General features: G+C 61.7%; 19 protein-coding genes. 4 read left to right on the top strand and 15 right to left on the bottom strand.

What is annotated here, in order from left to right; genetic code table 11:
- Positions 1-316: 316 nt before the first annotated feature.
- Genes J3P85_RS23935 through J3P85_RS23920 form a run of 4 tightly spaced genes read left to right on the top strand, consistent with a single transcriptional unit; the run spans position 317 to position 5,207 of the window.
- The gene (locus J3P85_RS23935; RefSeq protein WP_434703774.1) at positions 317-1,930 is read left to right on the top strand and encodes an efflux transporter outer membrane subunit; all 1,614 of its coding nucleotides are present in this window, start codon (positions 317-319) and stop codon (positions 1,928-1,930) included.
- Complete coding sequence (locus tag J3P85_RS23930) at positions 1,927-4,143, top strand: FUSC family protein (RefSeq protein WP_434703773.1); 2,217 nt, start codon at positions 1,927-1,929, stop codon at positions 4,141-4,143. Before J3P85_RS23935 ends, J3P85_RS23930 begins: the two co-directional genes overlap by 4 nt.
- A complete protein-coding gene (locus J3P85_RS23925; RefSeq protein ID WP_434703772.1) occupies positions 4,133-4,333 on the top strand; it encodes a DUF1656 domain-containing protein in 201 nt (66 codons plus the stop codon). The genes J3P85_RS23930 and J3P85_RS23925 overlap by 11 nt, the downstream gene beginning before the upstream one ends.
- Positions 4,334-4,343: 10 nt before the next feature.
- Positions 4,344-5,207: an efflux RND transporter periplasmic adaptor subunit gene (locus J3P85_RS23920; protein WP_250962871.1), complete on the top strand. Its 864-nt coding sequence runs from the start codon at positions 4,344-4,346 to the stop codon at positions 5,205-5,207.
- Between the two features lie 710 nt (positions 5,208-5,917).
- Here the strand turns inward: J3P85_RS23920 and J3P85_RS23915 are convergent.
- From J3P85_RS23915 to yaaA, 15 genes are all read right to left on the bottom strand, one after another.
- Positions 5,918-6,742, bottom strand: coding sequence for an SDR family oxidoreductase (locus J3P85_RS23915; protein WP_434703771.1), 825 nt, complete (start codon positions 6,740-6,742; stop codon positions 5,918-5,920).
- Between the two features lie 35 nt (positions 6,743-6,777).
- Positions 6,778-7,242: a multidrug transporter gene (locus tag J3P85_RS23910; protein ID WP_434703770.1), complete on the bottom strand. Its 465-nt coding sequence runs from the start codon at positions 7,240-7,242 to the stop codon at positions 6,778-6,780.
- Between the two features lie 173 nt (positions 7,243-7,415).
- Positions 7,416-8,867, bottom strand: coding sequence for a mannose-1-phosphate guanylyltransferase/mannose-6-phosphate isomerase (locus J3P85_RS23905; RefSeq protein WP_434703769.1), 1,452 nt, complete (start codon positions 8,865-8,867; stop codon positions 7,416-7,418).
- Positions 8,868-9,084: 217 nt separating this feature from the next.
- On the bottom strand, positions 9,085-9,750 hold the full coding sequence (locus tag J3P85_RS23900; protein WP_434703768.1) for an alginate O-acetyltransferase AlgF: 666 nt from the start codon (positions 9,748-9,750) through the stop codon (positions 9,085-9,087).
- Positions 9,751-9,764: 14 nt separating this feature from the next.
- Positions 9,765-10,940, bottom strand: a complete 1,176-nt coding sequence (locus tag J3P85_RS23895) for an alginate O-acetyltransferase (protein WP_186705141.1) — start codon at positions 10,938-10,940, stop codon at positions 9,765-9,767.
- A gap of 11 nt (positions 10,941-10,951) precedes the next feature.
- Positions 10,952-12,517, bottom strand: a complete 1,566-nt coding sequence (locus tag J3P85_RS23890; protein WP_434703767.1) for an MBOAT family O-acyltransferase — start codon at positions 12,515-12,517, stop codon at positions 10,952-10,954.
- Positions 12,518-12,739: 222 nt separating this feature from the next.
- Positions 12,740-13,876, bottom strand: a complete 1,137-nt coding sequence (locus tag J3P85_RS23885) for a mannuronate-specific alginate lyase (RefSeq protein ID WP_186705143.1) — start codon at positions 13,874-13,876, stop codon at positions 12,740-12,742.
- 11 nt (positions 13,877-13,887) lie between these two features.
- The gene (locus J3P85_RS23880; RefSeq protein WP_186705144.1) at positions 13,888-15,339 is read right to left on the bottom strand and encodes an alginate O-acetyltransferase; all 1,452 of its coding nucleotides are present in this window, start codon (positions 15,337-15,339) and stop codon (positions 13,888-13,890) included.
- Positions 15,340-15,350: 11 nt separating this feature from the next.
- Positions 15,351-16,943: a mannuronan 5-epimerase AlgG gene (algG, locus tag J3P85_RS23875; protein ID WP_434703766.1), complete on the bottom strand. Its 1,593-nt coding sequence runs from the start codon at positions 16,941-16,943 to the stop codon at positions 15,351-15,353.
- A 26-nt stretch (positions 16,944-16,969) separates the two neighbouring features.
- Entirely contained in the window at positions 16,970-18,460 is a 1,491-nt protein-coding gene (locus J3P85_RS23870) for an alginate export family protein (protein WP_186705201.1), read from the bottom strand.
- 5 nt (positions 18,461-18,465) lie between these two features.
- On the bottom strand, positions 18,466-19,977 hold the full coding sequence (gene algK / locus J3P85_RS23865; protein WP_434703765.1) for an alginate biosynthesis TPR repeat lipoprotein AlgK: 1,512 nt from the start codon (positions 19,975-19,977) through the stop codon (positions 18,466-18,468).
- Between the two features lie 9 nt (positions 19,978-19,986).
- Positions 19,987-21,156, bottom strand: coding sequence for an HlyD family efflux transporter periplasmic adaptor subunit (locus J3P85_RS23860; protein WP_434703764.1), 1,170 nt, complete (start codon positions 21,154-21,156; stop codon positions 19,987-19,989).
- A 35-nt stretch (positions 21,157-21,191) separates the two neighbouring features.
- The gene (gene alg8 / locus J3P85_RS23855; RefSeq protein ID WP_411385554.1) at positions 21,192-22,673 is read right to left on the bottom strand and encodes a mannuronan synthase; all 1,482 of its coding nucleotides are present in this window, start codon (positions 22,671-22,673) and stop codon (positions 21,192-21,194) included.
- Between the two features lie 100 nt (positions 22,674-22,773).
- Positions 22,774-24,090, bottom strand: coding sequence for a nucleotide sugar dehydrogenase (locus tag J3P85_RS23850; RefSeq protein WP_053124910.1), 1,317 nt, complete (start codon positions 24,088-24,090; stop codon positions 22,774-22,776).
- 810 nt (positions 24,091-24,900) lie between these two features.
- Positions 24,901-25,680, bottom strand: coding sequence for a peroxide stress protein YaaA (gene yaaA / locus J3P85_RS23845; RefSeq protein ID WP_434703763.1), 780 nt, complete (start codon positions 25,678-25,680; stop codon positions 24,901-24,903).
- Positions 25,681-25,747 lie beyond the last annotated feature (67 nt).

Here is a 25,747-nt window from a genome sequence, read left to right as displayed (position 1 = left end):
GAAGTTACAGAGATGCGGGACCCGACTAATGGATTATCGCGTTAACGGTCACAAAGATTCGCAGAAAGGTCGGCTTATCGCCGTGAAGGGCGATGCCTAGAATTGCCGCCAGTCCTGGGCCACTGACTCCTGTGGAAGCGAACTTTGTGGGAGCCGAGCTTGCTCGCGATGAACGATGACGCGGTCCTGTGGTTAAACCGTGTCGTTCCCATCGCGAGCAAGCTCGGCTCCCACAAAAGCTTGCTCCCACAGGTCTTGTGTCCACAGGCAAGCACTCTCATCCCATCGTTGTGCCCCTCTCAGGAATTTTGCGCCAGTGCCGCGTTGCATCAGCAGAGAGCTGAAGACTCTCAGTGTTTGGGTTCTGACATTAACCATCAGCGGTTGCATCGGCACAGGCGGCATTGCGCCACACGGCCAGGTAGTGCCGGCCAACCAACTGGCGATCGATGCCGCCATCCGCGAGGCCGCCCGCGATGCCCGCTGGCCCGCCGGCCAATGGTGGCAAGCCTACGGTGATCGGCAATTGGATCGCTGGATCAACCTGGCGGTGCAGGGCAGCCCGAGCCTGGCCATGGCCGCCGCCCGGGTGCGCCAGGCCAAGGCCATGGCCGGTGTTGCCGAGGCCGCCGAGTCGCTGCAGATCAATGGCCAGGCGACCCTCAAGCGCCACAACTGGCCTACCGATCAGTTCTACGGCCCGGGCGAGTTGGCCGACACCACGACCTGGGACAACAATGCTTCCCTGGGCTTGAGCTACGCCCTGGACCTGTGGGGCCGTGAGCGTAATGCCAGCGAACGAGCGGTTGATCTGGCCCACGTGAGTGTCGCTGAAGCACGACAGGCGCAACTGGAGTTGCAGAACAACATCGTGCGCGCCTACATCCAGTTTTCACTGCACTATGCCCAGCGCGATATCGTCGCCGCGACGCTTCATCAACAACAGCAGATTCTCGCTCTGGCGCAACAGCGTCTGGACGGCGGCATCGGCACCCAATTCGAAGTCAGCCAGGCTCAGGCGCCCCTGCCCGAGACCCATCGCCAACTCGACGCCCTCGACGAAGCCATCGCCTTGAGCCGCAATCAGTTGGCGGCGCTGGCAGGCAAGGGGCCGGGCGCAGGCGCGCCGTTGCAACGCCCGACCCTGGCCCTCGGCGCGCCCTTGAAGCTGCCGTCGGCCTTGCCCGCCGAACTGCTCGGCCAGCGGCCGGATGTGGTGGCCGGGCGTTGGCAAGTGGCGGCCCAGGCCCGGGGCATCGATGTGGCCCGGGCCGGTTTTTATCCCAACGTCGATCTGGTGGGGAGCCTCGGCTACATGGCCACCGGTGGTGGGGCGCTGGAGTTCCTGACCGGCAAGAAACTCACCTACAACGTCGGGCCGGCGATCACTTTGCCGATTTTCGACGGCGGGCGCCTGCGTTCGCAATTGGGCGAGGCGGCCGCCGGTTATGACTTCGCCGTGGCCCACTACAACCAGACACTGGTGAACGCCCTCAAGGGCATTTCCGATCAGTTGATCCGCCGCCAGTCCCTGGACAAGCAACAGGTCTTCGCGGCTGAGTCGGTGGCTGCGGCCCAGCGCACCTACGACATCGCGATGGTGGCGTTCCAGCGCGGGCTCACCGACTACCTCAACGTGCTCAACGCCCAAGGCCTGTTATTCAAACAGCAACAGGTGCAACAGCAGGTGCAGGCGGCCCGGTTGAGTGCCCATGCCGATCTGGTGACGGCGTTAGGCGGTGGACTTGGGGCCGGCAGTGATGTGCCTGTTGCGAGCGATGCTTCGTGGCGAGGGAGCTTGCTGTGGGAGCAAGGCTTGCCCGCGATGAAGGCAATGTGGTCTTCCATAAAATCGAGTCGCCTGGGTCGCGAGCAAGCTTTGCCTCCACAGCAAGCTCCCTCGCCACGATATGGGGTAGCTCCGCTGTGAAGTCGTTGTTTGCCCCCGGGCGCCGACTTCATCGCCTCGAATGGCGCCGTGGTTTCTTCGACTGGGCCCGCAGCGACGGGGTGACCTGGGTCTATATCTTCAAGGTCCTGTTGGCCGCGTTCCTGACCTTGTGGCTGGCGATGCGCCTGGAATTGCCACAACCACGCACGGCCATGATCACCGTGTTCATCGTCATGCAACCCCAGAGCGGGCAGGTGCTCGCCAAGAGTTTCTATCGTTTCCTCGGCACCCTGGCCGGCTCGGCGGTGATGGTGGCGCTGATCGCCTTGTTTGCCCAGAACACTGAGCCATTCCTCGTTTGCCTGGCGATCTGGGTCGGCCTTTGTTCGGCGGGCGCGGCGCGTTATCGCAACTTTCGCGCCTATGGTTTCGTGCTGGCCGGTTATACCGCGGCGATGATCGGCCTGCCGGCCCTGGCCCATCCAGAAGGTGCATTCATGGCGGCGGTCTGGCGGGTGCTGGAAATTTCCCTGGGGATTCTTTGCGCCACCTTGGTCAGTGCCGCGATCCTGCCGCAAACCGCCAGTGCCGCCATGCGCAATGCCTTGTACCAGCGCTTCGGGGTGTTTGCCCTGTTTGTCACCGACGGCCTGCGTGGACGCAGCCAGCGAGAGGCGTTCGAGGCGCGCAACGTGAGCTTCATTGCCGAGGCCGTGGGCCTGGAAAGCCTGCGCAGCGTGACCGTGTTCGAAGACCCGCACATGCGCCGGCGCAACGGTCGGCTCAGTCGCTTGAACAGCGAGTTCATGGGCATCACTACTCGCTTCAACGCGTTGCACCAGTTGCTTGAGCGCTTGCGCAGCAGCGCGGCGGGTCATGTCGTCAATGCCATCAAGCCTGGTTTGCAAACCCTGGCCGAACGGTTGGACGGTTTCAGTGGCCGGGCCCTGACCGACGCCGATGCGGCCCGTCTGTCGGCGACGCTGGCCGAGTACAAGACCGATTTGCCGGCCCAGGTGCGGCGGCTGCGGGCGGTTTTCCAGGACACCGCGCCGAGCGACGGGCAACTGCTGGATTTCCACACTGCCTATGAACTGCTGTATCGCTTCGTCGACGACCTGCATGGCTACGCTCAGACCCATGCGTCCCTGGCCGAGCATCGCCACGACCGTGAACGCTGGGACGAGCCGTTCGTGCCGCAGACCAACTGGCTGGCCGCCACGGCGTCGGGGGTTCGCGCTGCTTTCATCCTGTTGTTGCTGGGCAGCTACTGGGTCGCCACCGCCTGGCCGAGCGGCGCAACCATGACGATGATCGCCGCCGCGACCGTGGGCTTGTCGGCCGCGACGCCGAACCCCAAGCGCATGGCCTTCCAGATGGCCTGCGGCACGTTGGCCGGGGCGTTGATCGGCTTCGTCGAGATGTTCTTCGTCTTCCCGTTGATCGATGGTTTCCCGTTGCTCTGCATGATGCTGGCGCCGGTGATCATGCTGGGCTCGTTCCTCAGTTCGCGCCCCCAATACGCCGGGGTCGGGCTCGGGCTACTGATCTTTTTCTGCACCGGCTCGGTGCCGGACAACCTGACGGTCTACAACCCCTACGCCTTCATCAACGATTACATCGCGATGATCCTCGGCATGCTGGTGTGCGCCGCGGCCGGGGCAATTATTCTGCCGCCCAACAGCCGCTGGCTATGGCGCCGGCTGGAACAGGACCTGCGCGAGCAAGTGATGTTTGCCATCAGTGGCAAGCTCAAGGGCCTGGCCTCGGGTTTCGAAAGCCGTAGCCGCGACTTGTTGCATCAGGCCTACGGGCTGGCGGCGGGGCAGCCTCGGGTGCAACGGGACTTGCTGCGCTGGATGTTCGTGGTGCTGGAAGTCGGCCACGCGATCATCGAACTGCGCAAGGAACAGGCGATCCTGCCAGTGCACCCGGCCTATGCACCAAGCCAGCCGTGGCGCCAGGCAATCCGGGTGATGGGGCGGGCGCTGGTGCGGCTGTTCCGCCAACCGAACCCGAGCAATCTGGAGCGTGCCTTGGTGGCGGTAGACCACGCCATTGGCCGTGTGCAGGCCACCGACGAACCCTTCGCCCCGCATTTCGACACCTCGGCCCTGCGTCGAGTGAAAAGCTACCTGCATTTCATCCGCACCTCGCTGCTGGACCCGCAATCGCCGTTGGCCGGCTATGCCATACCGCATGCCATGCCGCAGGCCACAGCGCTTTCCCAGGAACCTGAACATGCCCCGTGAGATCGCCTTCCATGGCGTGTACATGCCCACCATGACCCTGATGTTTTTCCTCGCCGCCGGCCTGGCCTGGGCCTTGGACCGTTTCCTGTCGGGGCTGGATTTGTACCGCTTCTTCTGGCACCCGGCGTTGTTGCGCCTGAGTCTGTTCACTTGTCTGTTCGGCGCGCTGGCGCTGACGGTCTACCGTTGAGATCGATGCGATGAAAAAGTTTTTCAGCCTGCTGGCGACGCTGCTGGTGCTGGGTCTGGCCCTGTGGATTGGCCGTACGCTGTGGGTCCATTACATGAACACGCCCTGGACCCGCGATGGCCGGGTGCGGGCCGACATCATCAACGTGGCCGCCGATGTCAGTGGCGAGGTGGTCGAGGTGCCGGTGGGCGACAACCAGTTGGTGAAAAAGGGTGACCTGCTGATGCGCATCGACCCCGAGCATTACCGCATCGCGGTGAAGCAGGCGCGCTCCCTGGTAGCGTCGCGCAAGGCCACCTGGGAAATGCGCAAGGTCAACGCCCATCGGCGTGCCGACCTGGACAGCCTGGTGATCTCCCGGGAAAACCGCGACGACGCCAGCAACATCGCCGACTCGGCCCTGGCCGATTACCAGCAGGCCCAGGCGCAATTGGAGGCCGCCGAATTGAACCTGTCCCGTACCGAGGTTCGCGCAGCGGTGGACGGCTACGTCACCAACCTCAACGTCCACCGTGGCGACTATGCGCGCATCGGCGAGGCGAAGATGGCCGTGGTGGACATGCATTCGTTCTGGGTCTATGGCTTCTTCGAAGAGACCAAGTTACCCAAGGTGCGGGTCGGCGATTCGGCGCAGTTACAGTTGATGAGCGGTGAGGTGCTCAAGGGGCATGTGGACAGCATCTCCCGTGGTATCTACGACCGCGACAACCCCGAAAGCCGCGAGCTGATCGCCGATGTCAACCCGACCTTCAACTGGGTGCGCCTGGCCCAGCGGGTGCCGGTGCGTATTCATCTGGATGAGGTGCCGGACGGCGTGCTGCTGGCGGCGGGGATGACCTGCACGGTGGTGGTAGAACCCCGCGACAAGCGTTGAGACCAGTGGCTTGCTTGTGGATGATGGTGAGTTTGTTGCACACCAAAAAAACCTGTGGGAGCGAGCGTGCTCGCGAAAGCGGTGGTTCAGCTTGAACTGATGTTGGCTGTGCCGACGCCTTCGCGAGCAAGCTCGCTCCCACATTCGATCTTCGCTGGGGCCTGAATGTTGTGTTCACCCCAGGTCCCCTGTGGGAGCGAGCGTGCTCGCGAAAGCGGTGGTTCAGCTTGAACTGATGTTGGCTGTGCCGACGCCTTCGCGAGCAAGCTCGCTCCCACATTCGATCTTCGCTGGGGCCTGAATGTTGTGTTCACCCCAGGTCCCCTGTGGGAGCGAGCTTGCTCGCGAAAGCGGTGGTCCAGCTTGCACTGATGTTGGCTGTGCCGCCGCCATCGCGAGCAAGCTCGCTCCCACATTCGATCTTCGCTGGGGCCTGAATGTTGTGTTCACCCCAGGTCCCCTGTGGGAGCGAGCTTGCTCGCGAAAGCGGTGGTCCAGCTTGCACTGATGTTGGTTATGCCGCCGTCATCGCGAGCAAGCTCGCTCCCACATTCGATCTTCGCTGGGGCCTGAATGTTGTGTTCACCCCAGGTCCCCTGTGGGAGCGAGCTTGCTCGCGAAAGCGGTGGTCCAGCTTGCACTGATGTTGGCTGTGCCGCCGCCTTCGCGGGCAAGCCCGCTCCCACAGTTTCCGTGGTGACCGCTATTGATCAAAGCGACCCACCCAACCCAAACCGCTTCATCAACCCCTTCTCCAGCAACCCTTTTGGCAACAAACCAGCCATCAACGGCAACGCCCGGCTGCCATTGCCCAGTCGCAGCAGGCGGGGCGGCTTGGGTTGTTGTACGGCCTTGAGCAGCGCGGCGGCGAATTCGTGGGCCGGGGTCGGGTTGTCCTGGGACGCCTTGGCCCGGGCGCGGATGCCCTCGCGCAGGGGCCACCAGGGCGATTGTTCGCTGATCAATTGTTCGGCTTCGTGGCCGGCATTCTTGGCGAAGCTGGAAGCGATCGCGCCAGGCTGGACCTCCATCACACGGATGCCGAACGGCGCCAGTTCCATGCGCAAGGCATCGCTCAGGGCATGCACCGCCGCCTTCGAGGCGCAGTAGGCGCCGGCAAACGGCGTGACCAGCACCCCGGACACGCTGCCGATGTTCACCACCAGCCCTCGGGCCCGACGCAATACCGGAAACAGCGCCCGGGTGACCCCTACGATGGCGAACACATTGGTTTCGAACTGACGTTGCATGGCCGGCACGCCGCCATCCAGCAGCGGGCCCATGGCGCCGTAGCCGGCATTGTTGACCAGCACATCCAGGCCACCCTGCTGCTGGTTGATCCGTTCGCTCAACAGTTCCAGCGCCTGGCCATCGTTGACGTCCAGTTGCACGGCGGTGAACCCGGCCGTGGCGAGTGTCGCCACGTCCTCAGCCTTGCGCGCCGTGGCCCAGACCTGATAACCCGCGTCCTTGAAGGCCTCTGCAAGGGCGCGGCCAATGCCGCTGGAACATCCGGTGATCAACGCAACAGGCATGGCGCGTTCCTTGTGCAAAAAAGTGGGGGAGGCAATCAGTTGGAAAAACTGCCGTGCAAGCGCTCGGCGCGAAACTCCAGGGTTTGCGGGCGATAACCCGGACGCAGGGGCGGTAGGGGCAGGCAATCCTGCCAGTCGGCGCCGGCCTGCAATTCGCCAGGGCCACGGTAGCGTGGTGCGTCGTAGGGGCTGTCGGCCAGGTTGATGGTGTCACCAGGTGCATAGGCCGCGACCCGCCAGCGCAGTTCCAGCAGCGGCACGTCGTTGTTGTTCTTAAGGGTCAGTGACAGCGGTCGGTCGGCAGGGCACTGTTCGGGGGCATAGCTGAGGCGCAGTTCCAGGCGCTCCAGTTGCCGGGTCTCGCGACTTTCCTGCCAGAGCACCCACACAGCGACCAGCCCCAGCCCGATGAACGCCGCGAGGGAGACCGGCAAGGCCTTGGCCGGGTAGCGCAACAGCAGGATGAGCCAGGTGATGACCAGCAAGACGCCGATAAGCATGGTGGAAGCCTCCGTTACCGTAGGCACATCCTACCGAAGGGCGCGGGCAATGTTGAAGCAATGATGCCCGGCCATGACTTACTTGCAAAAAAAAGCCCCCACCCAACCCACTGCGGATAGGGGACGCAGTGGGCTGGATGGGGGCTTCTTGTACGGCTGATCGTTGCTGCGGGTTACTGTGCGATGGTCTTCACCGACACGCCACGTTCGATCGGGGTGGAGCGACCGTAGATATCCTCGAAACGCTCGATGTCGTCTTCGCCCAGGTAGCTGCCGGACTGCACTTCGATGATTTCCAGCGGGATCTTGCCCGGGTTGCGCAGGCGGTGCACCGACGCGATCGGGATGTAGGTCGACTGGTTTTCGCAGAGCAGGAACACGTTCTCGTCGCAGGTCACCTCAGCGGTGCCGCTGACCACGATCCAGTGTTCGGCGCGGTGGTGGTGCATCTGCAGCGACAGGCACGCGCCCGGCTTGACCGAGATGTGCTTGACCTGGAAGCGCCCGCCCATGTCCACCGAGTCATAGGAACCCCATGGACGATAGACTTCGCAGTGGTTCTGGGTCTCGGTACGGCCCTGTGCGTTGAGGGTGTTGACCATCTGTTTCACGCCTTGGACCTTGTCCTTGTGGGCGATCATCATGGCGTCCTTGGTTTCGACCACCACGATGTTTTCCAGGCCGATCACCGACACCAGCTTGCCGTTGCCGTGGATCATGCAGTTGCGGCTGTCCTGGACGACGACGTCGCCCTTGGTGACGTTGCCATTGGCGTCTTTCTCGTTGACTTCCCACAGCGACGCCCAGCAGCCGACATCGCTCCAGCCGGCCGACAGCGGTACGACGCAGGCACGCTGGGTCTTTTCCATCACGGCGTAGTCGATGGAGTTGTCCGGGCAGCAGGCGAAGGTGGCTTCGTCGAAGGTGATGGTGTCGGCCGTCTGTTCACTGCGCTCCAGGGTCAGCAGGCAGGTGTCGTAGATGTCCGGATCGTGTTTTTTCAGCTCTTCAAGGAAGCGGCTGGCGCGGAACAGGAACATGCCGCTGTTCCAGAAATAACCGCCGGCCTCGACGAACTCGGTGGCACGCTTGACGTCGGGTTTTTCGACGAAGTGCGAGACGCGGCTCACGCCCTCAGGCAGCAGCGCATCGTTGGTCGACTTGATGTAGCCGTAGCCGGTTTCCGGTTTGGTGGCCGGTACGCCGAACAGCACCATTTCGCCACGCTCGGCGGCCACGGTGGCCAGGGCCAGGGCGCGTTGCAGGGCTTTCTGATCGTCGATCACGTGGTCGGCCGGCAGCACCAGCATCAGCTCGTCGCGGCCTTCGTTCACCAGCATCATCGCGGTCAGCGCGACGGCCGGTGCGGTGTTGCGCCCGAACGGTTCCATCAGGATGCGCTGGGCTTCGAGCTTACGGGTGCTCAGCTGTTCGTTGACGATGAAACGGTGGTCTTTGTTGCAGACCACGATCGGCGTGTCCATGCCTTCGAACACCAGGCGCTCGAGGGTCTGCTGGAACAGGGTGTGTTCACCGGTCAGGGCCAGGAACTGTTTAGGGAATTGCTTGCGCGAAAGCGGCCAAAGACGTGAGCCACTACCACCTGACAAGATCACCGGAATCATGTTTGTTACTCCTTGAAGCGAAATGGTTGTTAGAGCTACTGCGTTCTGTCGTTTCACTCTCTTGTTTTTGTTCCGTACCCGATTGACACCCCGATTCAGGGTGGGAGCGGGCTTGCTCGCGAAAGCGGTGGTTCAGCCAACATCAATGTTGAATGTGAGACCGTATTCGCGAGCAAGCCCGCTCCCACAGGGGTACAGCGTCAATCAGGTGAATTCATCAGCGGGTCGACACGGGGCGTTTCACCCACACTGGCGACAGGCTGCTGCCTGAGCCGGTCACGTACAGCACGGCCGCTTCGCCGCGCTCCAGGGCCACGGGCTTGACGTCGCCGACTTTCTTGTCGCCTTCGTACAGGGCCAGGGACACTTTCACCGGGTTGATTTCACGTTCGCCACGGCCCTTGGCGGCCACGTTCGGCACCACTTCGGTCTTGCCGTCGGCGGTCTTGAGGGTCAGTGCCTTGTCGCTGAGGTTCTGTACGCGGACCAGGGACTTCTGTTTGTTCTTGAACGGTGGCTCTTCGATCAGTTGCGGCTGGCCGGTGGCGTTGTTGACCAGGGTGTAATAGTGATCGGAAGACAGTTTCACCGGCACGGTCTGGCTGCCGACCTTGGCGCTGTAGTCGCCACCGGGCATGAAGCTGAAGTCGCTGCTAGCCAGGGGGGCTACGTCGCTGATGTTGGTGCTGCCGACGGTGGCGCTGACTTCGGCGTTGCTGGCGTTGTACACCCGCACGAAGCTCGAGCCTTTTGGCGCGACCGGACCGTAGAGGGCCGAGTCACCGGCGAAGGCGGAGAAGGAAAGGGCGCTCATGCTGGCGACCAGGGCAACGGCCTTGAAGGAGCGAGCAGCGAGACGGCGAGGAGTAGTGTTGAAAGTCATGGTGGACCTCTCTTTCAGTTTTGCGCCCGGTCGGGCGTCTCGGATTGTGTGTTAGCAGCTACGTTCTGTTGGCGGGCGCCGGCCTGCTTGAGTTCGGCGACCCACTGCGGATCGGCGTCGCCGATCTCGTTGTTCACGGGCAGATAACGTTCAGGGAACTCCCAGATCAGCACCTGTGGCGGGCTGTTCTTGAAGGCATCGCTCTTGAGGTAGCTGAGCATCGGCAGAATCGGCCCATGGCCGTCTTCGGCGTAGTTGACGACGTCGCTGTGCAGGGCTTGCTTGAGTGCACCGACGAAGTTCCAGTTCGGGTTGGCGCTGTAGCTGGTGCCGATCAGGGCCACGGGCACCTGGGCATCGGCGAACAGTGCGTCATCGCTGGCCGGCTGGTCGTCGGCTTCGCGGGTGTTGCGCTTGACGAGCGGCTCCTGGGCCGGCATCAGGTTTTCGAACAGCGGGTCCAGCGGCAGGAACTGACGCAGGTCGCCTTTATGAATGACTTTCTCCGCAGGCTCAGTGACGAAACGCTGCGGTTCGCCATTGAGTGGTGTGCGTTCGGCAATGGCTTTGGCCAGATGTTCCGCAGCAATTTGCGCGCCTTCCGGTGTCCAGTGGGTGTCGGTGCGCAGGAACACTTGCTGGCCGCTTTGCTTGGCCTGCTGCAGCGGGGCGAGCAGGTCAGGGGCGACGATCTTGTCCGCGGCCACACGGGCATGGAAGTCCTGGTACAGGTTGGCGTGAATGCTCGAAGGCTTCACTTCACCCAGGTGCTCGGGGTACAGCCGCGCCTTGGCCGGCACGATCGCCATGACCAGGGTGATGCCTTGCTCCTTGAGCTTCTGGCGCACGCCTTCAATCAGCGCGTAGTTGCCTTGCAGGTTCTGGTCTTCGTTGACGATCGGGTTGAACTCTTCGTCGCTGTACAGCCACTGGTCGCGGCCCAGGACCACGCCTTTGCGGCCCTCGTTGAACAGCTTGTAGTCCAGCGCGGCCCAGATGTTGGTGCCCAGGCGCTTGATCGGAAACTCTTCGTCGTAGTGCGTTTCCACGGCCTTGGCCCAGCGCCCGTTGAGCACGGTCGCGTCGGGGTTGGTGCTGAAGCCGAAGAAGCTGCGCATCGACCACAGGCCCAGCGCTGTCAAAATCAGCATGAACAGTGCGATGTAAAAGATGCGTAATGAGCGGGTCATGTTCAGATCCCTCAGAACTGGAAGTAAAGGAACGGCGAGAAGCTTTGCGCCGAGAGTTTGAGAATCGAGGCGATGAACAACAGCAGCACCAGGGCGCGCATCACGTAGCGTGACCAGTCCGCGGTCCAGTAGGCCGGTTGCACTTGGGCCTCGACGCCGACGGTGTAGCCTGGCTCGTGGATCGCCGCTGGGTTGTCACCCGGCACGGCCTTGATCATTCCCGGTTGCGCGGTGGCCGGGCCGTTGGCTTCGGTATTGACCTCAGGCTTGGTCTTGACCGGTGGGCGGTTGGTGTAGAAGTCCCGCAGGCCGAAGAAAGCGAGGGTGGCGTAGGCCACCACCAGCGTGGCGATCTGCAGGCCGGTGAGGTTGGCTCGGGTCAGTTCCGACAGCGACCAGTCACCGAAGCTGAACATCGCGCTGTACATGCGACCGGCCACGTGCAGGTTCTCGGCACGGAAGATCACCCAGCCCATCACCACCAGCAGGAAGGTCAGCGCCCAACGAATCGGGTTGATGCTGCGTGGGTTGGTGTCGATGCCCACCGCTTTTTCGATGGCCAGCCACATGCCGTGCCAGGCCCCCCAGATCACGTAGGTGATGTTCGCGCCGTGCCACAGACCACCGAGCAGCATGGTCAGGAACAGGTTGCGATAGGTCATCAGCGTGCCTTTGCGGTTACCGCCCAGGGTGATGTAGAGGTAGTCGCGCAACCAGGTCGACAGGCTGATGTGCCAGCGGCGCCAGAACTCGGTGATCGACTGGCTGATGTAGGGCTGCTTGAAGTTTTCCATGAAACGGAAACCCATCATCAGGCCCAGGCCGATGGCCATGTCGCTGTAGCCGGAGAAGTCGAAGTACAGCTGCGCGGTGTAGGCCAGGGCGCCGAGCCAGGCATCGCCCGTGGTCGGGTTCTGCAAGGCGAAGCAATGGTCGGCCACCACCGCCAGGGTGTCGGCGATGAACACTTTCTTGATGAAGCCCTGCATGAAGCGGGTGCAGCCTTCGGAGAATTTGTCCAGCGTGTGGGTGCGGTTGTTGAACTGGTCGGCCAGGTCGCGGAAACGCAACACGGGGCCGGCGATCAGGTGCGGGAAGATCGCCACGAATGCCGCGAAGTCGATCAGGTTGCGAGTCGCCGGGGTGTCACCGCGATAGACGTCGATGATGTAGCTGATGGACTCGAAGATGTAGAACGAGATTCCGATCGGCAACAGCACGTGGGTCAGGATGAACGGGTTCAGACCAAAGCCGGTGATGATCGCATTGAGGCTGTCCACGCCGAAGTTGGCGTATTTGAAATAGCCCAGGATGGCCAAGTCCACGCCCACGCCGAGCAACAGCCAGCGCTGGGCCGGTTTGGTGCGCACGCCGGCGGCGCCGACTTTCAGGCCGATCCAGTAGTTCCACAGGGTGACGCCGGCGAACAGCGCGAGGAAGTCCACCCGCCACCAGGCATAGAACACGTAGCTGGCGATCAGCAGCAGCAGGTTGCGATAGCGTTGCCCGCTCAAGTAGTACAAGCCGAGAAAGATCGGCAGGAACAGGAACAGGAACACGTTGGATGAAAATACCATCCCGATCTCTCCATGTTGAATCAACAGTCAAGGGCCAGAGCCCCCCCAAACCCCCCCGTGAAAACCGGGGGGTTTATTGCATTTGAAACAGACCACTTTCCCTTGTGGGAGCGAGCTTGCTCGCGATAGCAGTGGATCAGCTTGCATCGCAGTCGCATGTGCCGCCGTCATCGCGAGCAAGCTCGCTCCCACAGGGTTCCCTTTCAGGCAGGGCGAACGGTGTCAGCTTCCTTTTTCGCCTTTCTCCCGCGAAGGGTCATACACCCGGGTCAAGTCCCCGCCGAGGCGGAAGGTCTTGAACGGTTGCATTTCGTGCTTGCGTTCCAGCACGTCCTCCGAGCAGGTGTAGAGACTGCAGAACGGTTCGAGCCAGGCGAATTTCGAATCGACCTTCAGGTCCTTCATGTCCTGCTCTTCGCCGTTCTTCTCTTCGAAGATGTCCGGGTCTTTCACCCCGGCCAGCACCCGGTCACCCAGGCGCTTGAGCGCACCGTTGTTTTCCTGGCGCAGGTCGACACCGTTGACCTGGGCGAAACTGGCGATCATCGCCAATGGCGGCAGGGCGTAGTTGTGGTAGGACAGGGCCCGTTGCTTGCGCTTGAGTTCGTTGGGCAAATAGCCTTCGGCGTCGACTTGATTGACGCCGACCTTGTATTCCTTGACGGCCCAATCGAACAGGTCGCGGCGGTTGGTTGCCACGGAGGTGGCCATCACCGACCAGGCAGCCCAGTAGGAATGGTTGTTGATCTTGTCCAGCGGCAGGTTGTCCCAGTCGCTGACCACCTGGTCGGCCATCCGGCTGAACCAGCCTTCGATCAGTTGCGCCTGCTCCGGGTGATTGGCCAGCGGACGGGACTCGGAGAACTTCAGGCGCACATAGGCCGAAGCCATGCTGCCCAACGCCCATTTGCGCATGGACTTGCCAGTGTGGTTGAAGTCCTTGGACATCAACGCATCGGCCTGGGCCCAGGCGGTCAGCCAGTTCAGCGTGCATTCCAGTTGCTCGGGGCGGCCGTCACGCATGAACTGCATCACTTGCTTGCTGACGCCACGCTCGATCTTGGTGATGTCGGCGGTGCTATCGCGGAAGGCTTTTTCCGATTGCACGTTCAGCGTCGCGCGGGCCTTGTCGGAGCCCTCGTACTTGCTGCGAAATTGCAGGGAACCGGTGTAGGGCGTCGGCGTGGCGTCGCAACCTTTGGCCGCTTCGCCGGCCTTGACCTTCTCGATCGGTGCGAAGTAACCCTGTGGCGGGCGCAGCGGGGCCGCCGCCTGCGTGGCCCCGGCGAACATCGCCAGGGTCAGCAGAGAGGGCGCCAACAGCGTTTTCAACGTTCGGGTGCGCGTGGTACTGGTCATGAGACGAGACCTCATTGTCCGATTTGAGCCGTTTGTTGACCGGCTTGCGGAGATGCGTTGCGTTTGCAGACTTTCGCTTCCACTTGCAGTGGCTCCTTGCCGGCTTCAGGACCCTGGACCTCTAGAGCCAAGAGGTTCTGGGAGGCCCAGTCCTCATCGGTACGCAATTGGAAGGCGAAACGTCCGTCGGTGTCGGAGGTATTCGGTTTTTCGATCTTGATGTCCTCGTGGCGCCCATTCATGTACCAGAGGGTGGCTTGCAAGGTTTTCACCGAGGTGTCGGCGAAGCGGATGTCGACCTGGTGGCTGCCGTTACGCAGATCCATGTTCTGGCTGTTGACCATCAATTCGTTCTTGCCCGGCTTGAGCTTGGCCTTGCTGCTCATCAGGGCCGGCTTGCCTTCGCAACCGTTGTTGTCCAGCAGCGCCATCATCTGGCGGTAGATGGTTTCCTGGTCCAGGCGATACAGCGGCGAGAATTCCCAGATGAGAATCTTCGGCGGGTTCTTCTGGAACTCTTCGCTGCCGAGGTACTGGATCATCGCGCCCTCGAAACCACCGCCGGGGAAGGCGACGTTGAGGATGTCGGCGCCAATGGCTTCTTCCAGGAAACCGGCAAAGTTGTAGTTCTTGCCGCTGTGACTGGTGCCCACGAGGGTGATCTGCGGGTTGCCGGAATCGCCGAACAGGTCGCCGTCACCGGCCTCGCCCTTGGGTTCGGTGGTGAACTGGTCCATGTATTGGATCGCGTAGCTGGTGCCGCACAGCTGCCCGGCCATGTTGTGCAGGGTGCCGGTCTTGCCCATGCGGCCGGACTTCTTGGTCTCGAACTCACGCTTGGGGATGTCGGCGAAGGCCGGGATCTGCTTGACCTTCTCGGCCACGACCTTGGCGGTGCGCTGGGCGCCGTATGGGGTCCAGTGCTGGTCGCCACGGAAATAGAAATCGTGGGCCGGCAGGGTTTCGGGCAGGTTTTCGTTGGTCAGCGGCGACAGGTCCGGCACCACATAACCCATCTGGGCGAAACGGCCGAGCATGGATTTGTAGTTGGCCAGGGCTTTCTCGTAATCGAAAGCGGCTTTTTCCTGCGGGTTGAGCTTGTTGCGGTTCACCAGGCCCCGGGTCGGCTGGTAGACGAGCACCAGCTCGACGCCTTTGGCCTTGAACGCATCGTGCAACTGCTGCAGGCGCTTGTAGCCGGCCGGGGTGGTGTTGAATTCGGTTCGCAGGTCTTCCTGGGTCCGGAACAGCCAATCGCCCTGGGCTTGTACCAGCGTGGTGAAGTTCTGCTGGTAGCGCGTGGTGTAGTTCTTCGCGTCATGGGCCGCCGGGCACAGGTTGCAGCACGGTTCGGCGGTGAAGCTCGGTGCCTTGACTTCATCGGCGCGCGCGCCACTTGCAGCGGCGAGAATGCCGGCAGTCAGGGCGGACAGGCCCAAAAGTTTGATCATCTGTGGGTTCATAAAGGTCATCCTCAGTCCCGCATTTCGGTCTGGCGTTCGACAGGGTCGATCAGCACGGCTTTCTGCTGGCGCACCAACAGGTCGAGAATTTCATCCTGGCGCTCGCCAAGGATCCCCGTGAAGCTGATGCCGCTGGATTTGGTCGGCGCGAGCATGGACACGCGGTACAGCTCAACGCTCAGGGGCGAGTCGATGGACAGCGGGCCGCTGCCATTGGCAGCGAGTTCGCCACCCACCACGATCAACGACACTTCGGTATCGAACGGGTCGAGCTTGATGTCCCGGTCGGTGTCCGACAGGTCTTTGATGTGGCCGTAGAGACCGGTCAGGCCGTTGGCCATGGACACGTTTTCGTAGAGGCGGATGTTCACGCTGTTACGAATCCGGATGCCGTGGCGGCGATTGCTGATCACTTTGTTGCCCCACAGCAGGTTGTCACCACTCTCGTACAGCGTGATGCCGTCGGTGTGGTTCTTGTAGATCTCGTTGTAGGCGATCAGGTTGTTCACACTGTTACGGTCGATCACCAGGCCCGAGAGTTTGTTGTCGTAGCTGCGGTTGTTGAAAATGAAGCTGTCGTTGACCTCACGGGAAATAATGATCCCGTGCTTCTTCTTGGTCCCGTAGACGGTGTTGTCGGCAATGATCAGCCGATGGGAACGGTCGTGGGGGTCGATGCCGTAGACGATGTTGTCCTTGTAGGTATTGCTCTTGACCACGAAGTCGTTGGTTTCGTAGCAGTAGAAGCCGTACCACATGTCCGAGAACTCGGAACCGATGATCCAGCCGGTCGGTTCCGGGCGCTTGAGGACCTTGGCCATGTTCGGCGTGTACTGGGAAATACTCACCCCGTACGACTTACTGTTGGCGTAGCCGAAACTGGCCATCTTGCTGTTGACGATGTAGGTCTCGGTGCCGCCCCAGGACAGCAGGAACGGACGGAACTCATTGGGCGAGCGGAACGTGGCGGGGCCGTTTTCCTTTTCGCGCCAGCCGGTGACCTTGGTGTCGCGGATGAACATCCGGCCATCGTTGATCAGGAACGCGCCGCCCTCCTGGGACAGGCGCAATTCCTGGGTTTGCTTGTCGATCTCAAGGATGCCTTTCTGGCCGACCACAATCGGAATCCTGGCCAGGAACACGCCTGGCGAGGTTTCGCTGAGGTACTGCTTGGGCACCTTCTTGACCAGGTCCTTGAGGTTCATGTAGCCATCGTCGATGAAGATGGCCTGTGGGATGCCGCGCTGGCGCACCACCCATTCGGCCATCTTGTTGTCGCCGCCGATGAAGTCCTTCAAGGCGTTTTCCTGCATCATCCGGCGCACGCTGATCTTGCCGGGCTTGGTCCGCACGATCTTGGCCGCGACCGCTTCGGGCGTATAGCCTTTGAGGTCGGGCAGGGTCGGCGCAGCCAGCTCCAGCGGTGCGGTCGGCGCGCTGCTGACGGTGTAGGTCTTGGCTTGTTGCAGTTCCTTGGCCACGTTGCCCGGCTTGACCACCGGTTCAACGTTGGCGAACGCCGGCGAGCCGGCCAGCAGCATCGCTGCGACCAACAGGCTGATCGAACCTTTCATCGCCTGGCTGTTCCTGAGGTAGCGGTTCATATCGGGCACTCCCATGGCCATTCGCATCAGAAGCGCCAGATCACGTCGACAAAGGCGCGATGCATGTACGAATCGACCTCTTTGCCGTAGGCGTCGCCTGGCTTGAACACGCCGCCACGAAAGCGCACCAGCGCCGACGGCTCATCTATGGACTGACTCAGCGCGGCCGGCAGCAGGCCTTGCTTGAAGTACTTGGTGACGACGAGGTCGACTTCCTGGCCCAGGTCCTTGTCGCCATCACGCAGCGGCAGGGTCGAGGTGGACAGGATCGCGCCGGTCACGTCGTCGGTGTTGTTTTCCACGGCGTTGATGCCGTTGCTGCCCACCGGCTTGTTGCCGTCCACGCGCCAGAACTTGTGGTACACCAGGCTTGCGTCGTATTCGTCACGCAGTTGCCAGGAACCGAACAGGCTGGCGCTCTGGGTGTTGGCCATTTCGCCGCGGAACGCTTCGCCGAAACGGTGCACGCGCGAGCGGGTGCCGGTGAAGTTCGAGCGGTTGCTTTGCAGGCCGTTCTGCTCGTAGTCCTCGCTGGCGCGGGCATAGGCCGCACCGACTTGCCATTGCGGGTCCAGACGCAGACGTATACCCAGGTCGGTGGCCCAGCCGTCGACGTCATCGCTGTGCTTGGCTTCTGTTGGGCGCGTGCCGTCGGCATTGAGCGGGTTGACGGTGTCGCGGTCGCCGGTCATGCCGGTGAGGCTCGCCCAGTAGTTGACGGTGTTGGTGTTGCGCCAGTTGTAGGCGTCGCTGTTGGCTTCCAGGCCCAGCCAGGTCAAGTCACCGTTCTCGGTCTTGTCCAGGGTGTCGGTGGCTTCGCCCGGGGTCGGGTAATCGAGGCTGCCGCTGTCATGGGAGTGGTGGGCACGGATTCCGGCCCACTGGCCTGGCATCCACTGGTAGCCCACGTCGCCGTAGACGTGCATGCGGTCCTTGTCCTTGGGGGACAGTTCCTTGAGGTCGGTGCGGTACTCGCTGAACCGTTCGGCCACGCCGAGGTTGGCCCGCAGCAAGGTGGTGTCGAAGGTCCAGTTCAGGGCTTCGATGTTGGTGTCGCGCCATTGGCCGTCGTCGTTGCGCAGGCGCTGGCGACCGAACTTCAACTGCTCGCCCGGGTAAGGGGTCAGGCCACGGTAGCCGATCCAGAACTCGCGCATGGCCAGGTAGCTTTTCTTGGCTTCGCGATCACCGCTGTCGGTTTGCTGGGTGCTGCCATCGGACTGCTGCAGGGTGTCGGTCTCGATGATGTCGCTGGATGTCACGGCCTGGGCCATGGCGTAGGCGCTCCAGGCGCCGCTTTCGCTTTCGCCGTAGACCCACGGACGCAAGTCCAGGCCGACACCGTTGACGTCGCCACCGCTCTGGGTGCCGAGGTCACGGTCGTCTTCGGACTGGCCGGTGATCTTCACTTCCAGGCCGAAGTTCTTGGTGTCAGTCAGGGCCGCCAGGGTCGGGCTGGACCACAACAGGGCAAACGACAGGCCAATACCAGCCTGTACAAAAGGATTGAGCTTCAAAAGCTTCATAGAGGTTCCTCGCCGTCATCTTCTTTTAGGGCTTGCAGTTCAAGCGTATCGGGGCTCATTGCGCCGCGAATGGCCTGCTCTTGTTGTAGCAGGCGTTGCGCTTGTGCAAGTTGTTCCGGCGGTAATTGTGCTTCGAGGGTTTGGGCAAGCTCGGTGGCTTGCGGGGTGTTCTGCGCCTTGGCCAACTGGCTGAACACGTAAGCGTTGACCGGGTTGGGCTTGGTGCCCTTGCCCTGGGAGAACAGCTGGGCAATGGCGTAGTCGGCGCTGTTCTGGCCGTTGCGGGCGGCCTTGAGCAGGTGGTCCAGGGCTTTTTGCGAGTACACCTGGCCCAGGTAACCGCGGCGATAAATCTGGCCGAGGTAATAGTCGGCGGCCACTTCGCGGCCCACGGCTTTCTGGAAATGCGCCTCGGCGACCTTGGCATCGGCCGGGACCCACTTGCCTTCGTAGTACAGCTTGCCCAGCAACAGATCGGCGCGCGACTGGTCGGCGGCGCGGCCGTTTTCCAGGTACTGCATCATCTTGTCGACGTCACCCAGTTCCGGGAAGTCGTAGAGCAGTTGCGCCAGGCTGACCCAGGCAGCGGGGTAGCCAGGGGCGATGCCTTCGAGCAGCGATTGGGCGGTCTTTTCATCGGTCTTGCCCAGGCTGGCATCGGCCAGGACGCGGGCGACGCTGTCCACGCGCTGGGCGGAGACGACGCCACGGGCGTGGCCATCCTGCATCTGCTTGAGCAGCGCGGCCTGCTGTTCCGGCTGGCCGCGTTTCTGATAGACCGTGGCCAGTTCGACGTAGCAGATGTCCGTGGTCGCCAGCGCGGCCTTGCAGACCTTCTCGACTTCATCCAAGTGCTGGTCGTAGGTGCCTTGGGTGCGGTAGAGCAGGATCTGCGCCAGGCCCGCTTCCGGATAACCGGCGCTGCGCCATTGGCTGATCTGCTGCTGGGCGTTGACGTTCGGGAAGCTGTGGGGATATTGCAGGTACAGCATCGCCAGCGGAATCAAGGTGTTGCCTTCGCCGTTGGCGAAGGCTTTTTTCAACAGGCCTTCGGCTTCGTGTTTTTCCGCTTCGGTGGAACCAGGCTTGGCCACCAGCAGGCGACCCAGGCGCGCCTGGGCCCGCGGCGAGATGTCGGCCGCGGCGCGGTAAGTCGCCTCGGCTTTTTTCATCTGCTCGGGGTCGCGGCTGTCCACCTGGATATCGGCCAGGCCTACTTGGGCTTCGCTGTAGCCCAGGTCGGCCAGTTGCTGGTAGTTCTGCTGCGCCAACGCCGTGTCGCCGCGCTTGAGGGCTTCGTTGGCCAGGCGTTGATCGGGCAGGCCGGCGCAACCGGCCAGGCTGACGGCCAGTGCCAAGGCACACAACGCATAGCCTGTGTGGGAGCGAGCTTGCTCGCGATGCAGGCCGCTCGGAGTACCAGACAGTCCGCGTCGTTCCCATCGCGAGCAAGCTCGCTCCCACAGGGAACGCGGTGCATTGTTGTTTTGTGGAGTGATCACGGGCATATCCTCGACTTAAAGACCGACGGCCATGGCTTTGTCGATCAGCCAGTTCAGGTTCGGGCCACGGTCGCTGGTGACTTCTACCGGACGGCCGGCCAGGGCGCTGTCCAGGGGTTCGTCAGGCTGGATGAGCACTCGGATATCGGAGGACAGGTCGGCACTTTTCAGGCTGGTGCTGCTGACGATCTTGCCGGTACGGGTGGTGTCTTCGCCGGCGACCTGGAAGCTGACTGGCGTGCCTGGGCGCACGTCGCCGAACTGGCGATAGGAGAAACGCGCTTCGACGTTGGCTTCAGTGCCCCGTGGGACCAGTTGGAAGATCACGTCGCCCTTGCTGGCGTACTGACCGTTGGCGACCAGTTGTTGGGCCACGATGCAGTCGCACGGCGACGTCAGGGTGCCGGTCATTTGCTTGCCGAACAGCTCTTCGACTTTGGACGGCTGCAATTGGTTGTCGTCCAGGTGACCCTTGAGCACATCGAGCATGCTGGTGCTGAAGGTCGCCAGTGGGGCGCCCTTGGCGGCCGCGCCGTCGGCCTTGACCAGGCTCTGCACGGTGCCGTCGCGCGGCATGGTGATCGCCATGCCCGGTACATTCACCAGGCCTGCCTGGGCGTGGCTGACGAAGTACATGCCATACACCGACTTGAAGATGAACCCGAACGCCGCCAGGCCAACGATGAAGATCCCGAGGCTGAAGGTCACGGCGCGCAGGCGACCGAAGGCGCTCATGCCGCCGTTGTCGTCTTTCTGCTTGCGAGCCTTGGTGAAGTTGTCGCGCTGCAGGGTCGCCAGCACGTCGCCGACACCGACGATGTCGCCGGCCAGGTGCGAGGTGATGATGTGACGCAGTGTCGAGATGTCCCGCGGCTCCAGGTTCTGGAACTGGCAACCGGTACGGCCGGTCTCGCGGTCGTAGGAGCGGATCTGCAATTCCACGTCCATGGCCAGGCCGAGGTTGTCGATGACGAATTGCAGGCGAGCCTTGTAGGTCTCGCCAATCTTGAGCGGCAGCTGGCCGGCGTTGAAGCACAGCCCGCCGGCGGACAGGTCCAGGACCTTGACTTCCATGGGCGTGCGGTCGGGACCGAAGAAGCGCAGCTTGGCCGGGATTTTGACCCGGGCGTGTTGGCGCTGGGCTTCGGATTCATGCACTACGTTGACATTCACGGCGGTGTTCATAGGGGCGATTTCCTAGTTAATTCATTCAAGTCCGGTCAGACCATCGTCAGCAGCACGGCGACAAAAATGCTGCCGGCGGAGAAGGTCATGGTCCGAGACGACCAAGTGTTGAACCAACGTTGAAAGCTGGCGAGATCACGGGTCAGGTGGGTGGGCTGGCGAGTCCAGGACTGCTGGTCGAGGCGGAAGAACACGTAGATCTTCACCAGGGCACCGACGATCTGGTTGTAATAGAGAATCGCCGGGTAGGCAGGGCCGATCTTGTGTCCGGAGCACGACAGCAGCAGGGTCAGCAGGAACCGGGTGATGCCGATCCACAGCAGGTACACCAGGATGAACGCGGTGCCGTACTTGAAGCTGGCGATCAGGGCCACGGTCAGCCCCAGCAGCGAGGTCCACATCGACACCCGCTGGTCGAACAGCACCACCGAGGTGAACAGGCCCAGACGCCGCATGCCCAGGCCCAAAGCCCGGGAGTTCTGCCGCAGGTTGTTGCCGTACCAGCGGAACATCAGCTTGCGGCTGGCCTTGATGAAGCTCTTCTCCGGCGGATGCTCGACGGTGTTGATCGCCGCATCGGGCACGTAGAAGGTGTCGTAGCCCAGGCGCATCAGGCTGAACCAGCTCGACTTATCATCGCCGGTCAGGAACTTGAAGCGGCCCAGGCGCCAGTGTTGCAGCGAGTCGCTTTCCACATCGGCGATGAAGTCCGGGTTGGTGACCACGGTGGCGCGGAATACCGACATGCGCCCGGTCATGGTCAGCACGCGCTTGGACAACGCCATGGAGCACATGTTGATGTGCCGCTGGGCGAAGCGCAGCTTGTGCCACTCGCTCATGATGTAGCCGCCGCGCACTTCGCAGAACTCGTTGGTGGTCAAGCCGCCGACATTGCCGAACAGCTGGAACCACGGCACGGTCTTGCGCACGACGCCTTCGGCGAGCACGGTGTCGCCGTCGATCACCGCCACCACGGCGCGGTCGTCCGGCAAGTGACGGGAGATGGCGCGGAAGCCGAAGGCCAGGCCGTCGCGCTTGCCGGTGCCGGGAATGCGCACGAAGTCCAGCTTGACCCGCGCTGGCGGGTTCATGCGGGCCCAGAGGCTCTTGACCAGCAGTTCGTCGGACATTTCCACGATGGAGCAGACCACGGTGGTGGGCAGCCCGCAGTCGATGGCCTCGCGGATGACCGAGCTATAGACCTGGGCCGTGGTCAGCGCGTCGATCCGGAAGCTGGTGACCATCAGGTACACGTGGGACGGATCCGCCGCCTTGCCCAGCTTGCGGACCTTGCGGCGCAGGTGCGGGTAGACGATGTACAGGAAGATCATGCCGCGCACGAAATGCGTCGCTCCCATGGAGTAACGCCAGATGCCCACGGCGCCGATCAGGAAGATGAAATCCTTGGATTCGGAGTCGAACGTGGACGTGGGCAGCGCCATGGCGATGCCCATCAATAAACTCATGTAAAACAGCCAACCGGCGGCCTGAAGCAGGCCGTGCTTTAGCCTGTGCATAATCTGCATCCGTCTCTATCTCGGGCGGGCCTTGTGGGCGGCCCGATGGGTTAAGGCAGGCGAAAGGCCGGCCAGGGCATGCCCCGGCCGGCAAACAGACTTACCAGCAGATGCCTTCGGTCCGGCCACTCGGGTTGGTGGCCTTGGACATGAAGCCGACCAGGTCGATGACCTGCTTGCCTTCCGGTACGTTTTCGGTCAGCGCGCGGAACTTCTCGTCGCGGTTGCCCAGGATGATGATGTCGGAGCTGTCGATCACCGAGTCGAAGTCGGCGTTGAGCAAGGACGAGACGTGAGGAATCTTCGACTCGATGTAGTCCTTGTTCGCACCGTGGACGCGGGCGTATTCGACGTTGCTGTCGTAGATCTTCAGGTCGAAGCCCTTGCCGATCAGCATTTCCGCCAGTTCTACCAACGGGCTTTCACGCAGGTCGTCGGTGCCGGCCTTGAAGCTCAGGCCCAGCAGCGCGACTTTGCGCTTGTCGTGGCTGGAGACGATGTCGAAGGCGTTCTGCACTTGGGATTCGTTACTGCGCATCAACGAGTTGAGCAGCGGTGCTTCCACGTCCAGGGCGCCGGCGCGGTAGGTCAGGGCACGAACGTCCTTGGGCAGGCAGGAGCCGCCGAAGGCGAAGCCTGGGCGCATGTAGTACTGGGACAGGTTCAGGGTCTTGTCCTGGCAGACCACGTCCATCACTTCACGACCATCGACGCCGACGGCCTTGGCGATGTTGCCGATCTCGTTGGCGAAGGTCACCTTGGTGGCGTGCCACACGTTGCAGGTGTACTTGATCATCTCGGCAACGGCGATGTCCTTGCGGATGATCGGCGCGTCGAGCTCTTCGTACAGCGACTGCAGAACGTCACCGGAAGCGGTGTCGAACTCACCGATCACGGTCATTGGCGGCTGGTCGTAGTCCTTGATCGCGGTGCTTTCGCGCAGGAACTCAGGGTTGACCGCGACACCGAAATCGACGCCGGCTTTCTTGCCGGAGCAGTCTTCCAGGATCGGGATGACAACGTTTGCCACCGTGCCCGGCAATACGGTGCTGCGCACTACGATGGTGTGGCGGGTGGTCTTGTCACGCAGAACAAAACCGATCTCGCGGCACACGGCCTCGATGTAGTTCAGTTCCAGGTCACCGTTCTTTTTGCTGGGTGTACCGACACAAATCATCGACAAGTCAGTATCACGAATGGCTTCGGCGAAGTTGGTTGTACCGCGCAGTCGGCCTGTTTGAATGCCTTGCGCCAATAGCTCGCCAAGACCAGGTTCAACGATTGGCGATTTGCCCGCGTTGATCATGTCGATTTTGTCTTTGGCGACATCTACGCCAACTACATCATGGCCCCGTGCAGACAGGCAACCGGCACATACTGCACCGACGTAACCCAAACCAAATATGCTAATGCGCATCGCATTTACCTCTGTTTTTCACGCCATTAAATGGCCGGAGTTAATAGTGTTCAGCGGTCATCGTGCACTCGGAAGTGTGGAATGCAGGCGCCACAGTGCCGTGTGCAGGCATACTAAGTTCCGAGTGTCTAAATAATTGCACTCAAGTTGTGCGCAAAGCGGCCTAGTTGTTATGACCTGCCCTGTTATGCAGCCAGTCCTCGTTGTCGGGAACGCTCGTGCAAAGGTCCTTCACTTCCAATCCCTGGCGAAAAGCCCACAAAATCAGAAGCTTGTGTGCTCGGGTGAGCACGTTATAGGGGCGCAGCCTTGGCCTTGTAGGGGATAGTAATGGTGCGTTATCTCCCATCCTTTAAGGGTGGATCCAATTAGACGACCGTTTCGCTAAGTTGTCGTGACAACTTGGTTAATCCGTTCGACGTCCTGTGTAAGTTATCTCCTACAGATCTGCGAAGAATCGTTACGGGTGGTATGAGCCGTGCAATTTCACATAGTTCCGATCCGCTCATCGCGATTTTCGAAATTTTTCGAAATATTATCGAAGATGGCACTGCTCTCAAGATGATGGCACTTGCCGTTTTGGCCTTTATAAATGGGGAGTTAATGAGCTGAGATATTTTTGTGCCACTACCGATGAAAAAAATCGGTGCCACTACGCAAAAAACTGACGAGTGTCGAGTGAAAGAAAAGTTAGCGGGGGAGTGGGGCGATTTATTGACGCCATGAAACTGGCGAAACAGGTGGGGAACTAAGATGACAGATCGGGGCTTGATCGAAGCCCCCGATCAGAGAGCGATATAAGGTGATGCCTTATTCGGGGGCGTGATCGCGCAGGAAGACCAATTTGTTCTGGCTCGATTGCTCTGGGTTGAAACGATAGCCTTGTACATCGAATTGGCTGAGTGCCGCAGGGTCGTTGATCCGTTCCTCAATCACGAAACGACTCATCAGGCCCCGGGCTTTCTTGGCGTAGAAACTGATGATTTTGTACTGGCCGTTTTTCAGGTCGCGGAATTCGGTATCGATGACGCGCGCTTTCAGTGCGCTGCGCTTCACCGCCGAGAAATACTCATTGGAAGCCAGGTTCAGCAGTATGTCGTCGCCCTGGTCGGCCAAGGCTTCGTTCAGCCATTCGCTGATGCGCGTGCCCCAGAAGGCATACAGGTCCTTGCCCCGGGTGTTGGCCAGCTTCGTGCCCATTTCCAGGCGATAGGGTTGCATCAGGTCCAGTGGCCGCAACAGGCCATAGAGGCCGGAGAGCATGCGCAAGTGTTGTTGGGCATAGTCGAAATCGGCTTCGCCAAGGCTTTGCGCATCGAGGCCGGTGTACACGTCCCCCTTGAAAGCCAGCAGCGCCTGCTTGGCGTTGGCCGGGGTGAACGCCGGTGTCCAGCTGCCGAATCGCGCGGCATTGAGGCCGCCGATCTTGTCGGAGACGTGCATCAGCTCGCTGATCTGTGCCGGCGAGAATTCGCGCAGCTGTTGGATCAGTTCCTGGGAGTGATCCAGGTACTGCGGCTGAGTGAAACGCGCGGTGGCCGGCGGTGTTTCGTAATCGAGGGTCTTGGCGGGGGAAATCACCATCAGCATGCAATCGTCTCCTTGAAGGTGCGGCGATTCTAGGGGGTTGTCCGGGTGGACTCCAGCTATTGGGGTG

The sequence above is a fragment of the Pseudomonas sp. Z1-12 genome (genome assembly GCF_051132015.1).
Taxonomy (GTDB): Bacteria; Pseudomonadota; Gammaproteobacteria; order Pseudomonadales; family Pseudomonadaceae; genus Aquipseudomonas; species Aquipseudomonas zanjanensis.
This window is presented reverse-complemented; position numbering and strand designations above follow the sequence as displayed.

Excerpts from the sequence above, each read along its gene's own strand:
- J3P85_RS23915 (WP_434703771.1), bottom strand. The coding sequence starts at position 6,742 with ATGCCTGTTGCGTTGATCACCGGATGTTCCAGCGGCATTGGCCGCGCC.
- J3P85_RS23905 (WP_434703769.1), bottom strand. The coding sequence starts at position 8,867 with ATGATTCCGGTGATCTTGTCAGGTGGTAGTGGCTCACGTCTTTGGCCG.
- alg8 (WP_411385554.1), bottom strand. The coding sequence starts at position 22,673 with ATGCACAGGCTAAAGCACGGCCTGCTTCAGGCCGCCGGTTGGCTGTTT.
- J3P85_RS23880 (WP_186705144.1), bottom strand. The coding sequence starts at position 15,339 with ATGAACCCACAGATGATCAAACTTTTGGGCCTGTCCGCCCTGACTGCC.
- J3P85_RS23920 (WP_250962871.1), top strand. The coding sequence starts at position 4,344 with ATGAAAAAGTTTTTCAGCCTGCTGGCGACGCTGCTGGTGCTGGGTCTG.
- J3P85_RS23860 (WP_434703764.1), bottom strand. The coding sequence starts at position 21,156 with ATGAACACCGCCGTGAATGTCAACGTAGTGCATGAATCCGAAGCCCAG.
- J3P85_RS23900 (WP_434703768.1), bottom strand. The coding sequence starts at position 9,750 with ATGACTTTCAACACTACTCCTCGCCGTCTCGCTGCTCGCTCCTTCAAG.
- J3P85_RS23890 (WP_434703767.1), bottom strand. The coding sequence starts at position 12,517 with ATGGTATTTTCATCCAACGTGTTCCTGTTCCTGTTCCTGCCGATCTTT.
- J3P85_RS23895 (WP_186705141.1), bottom strand. The coding sequence starts at position 10,940 with ATGACCCGCTCATTACGCATCTTTTACATCGCACTGTTCATGCTGATT.
- J3P85_RS23925 (WP_434703772.1), top strand. The coding sequence starts at position 4,133 with ATGCCCCGTGAGATCGCCTTCCATGGCGTGTACATGCCCACCATGACC.
- yaaA (WP_434703763.1), bottom strand. The coding sequence starts at position 25,680 with ATGCTGATGGTGATTTCCCCCGCCAAGACCCTCGATTACGAAACACCG.
- J3P85_RS23850 (WP_053124910.1), bottom strand. The coding sequence starts at position 24,090 with ATGCGCATTAGCATATTTGGTTTGGGTTACGTCGGTGCAGTATGTGCC.
- algG (WP_434703766.1), bottom strand. The coding sequence starts at position 16,943 with ATGAACCGCTACCTCAGGAACAGCCAGGCGATGAAAGGTTCGATCAGC.
- J3P85_RS23885 (WP_186705143.1), bottom strand. The coding sequence starts at position 13,876 with ATGACCAGTACCACGCGCACCCGAACGTTGAAAACGCTGTTGGCGCCC.
- J3P85_RS23910 (WP_434703770.1), bottom strand. The coding sequence starts at position 7,242 with ATGCTTATCGGCGTCTTGCTGGTCATCACCTGGCTCATCCTGCTGTTG.
- algK (WP_434703765.1), bottom strand. The coding sequence starts at position 19,977 with ATGCCCGTGATCACTCCACAAAACAACAATGCACCGCGTTCCCTGTGG.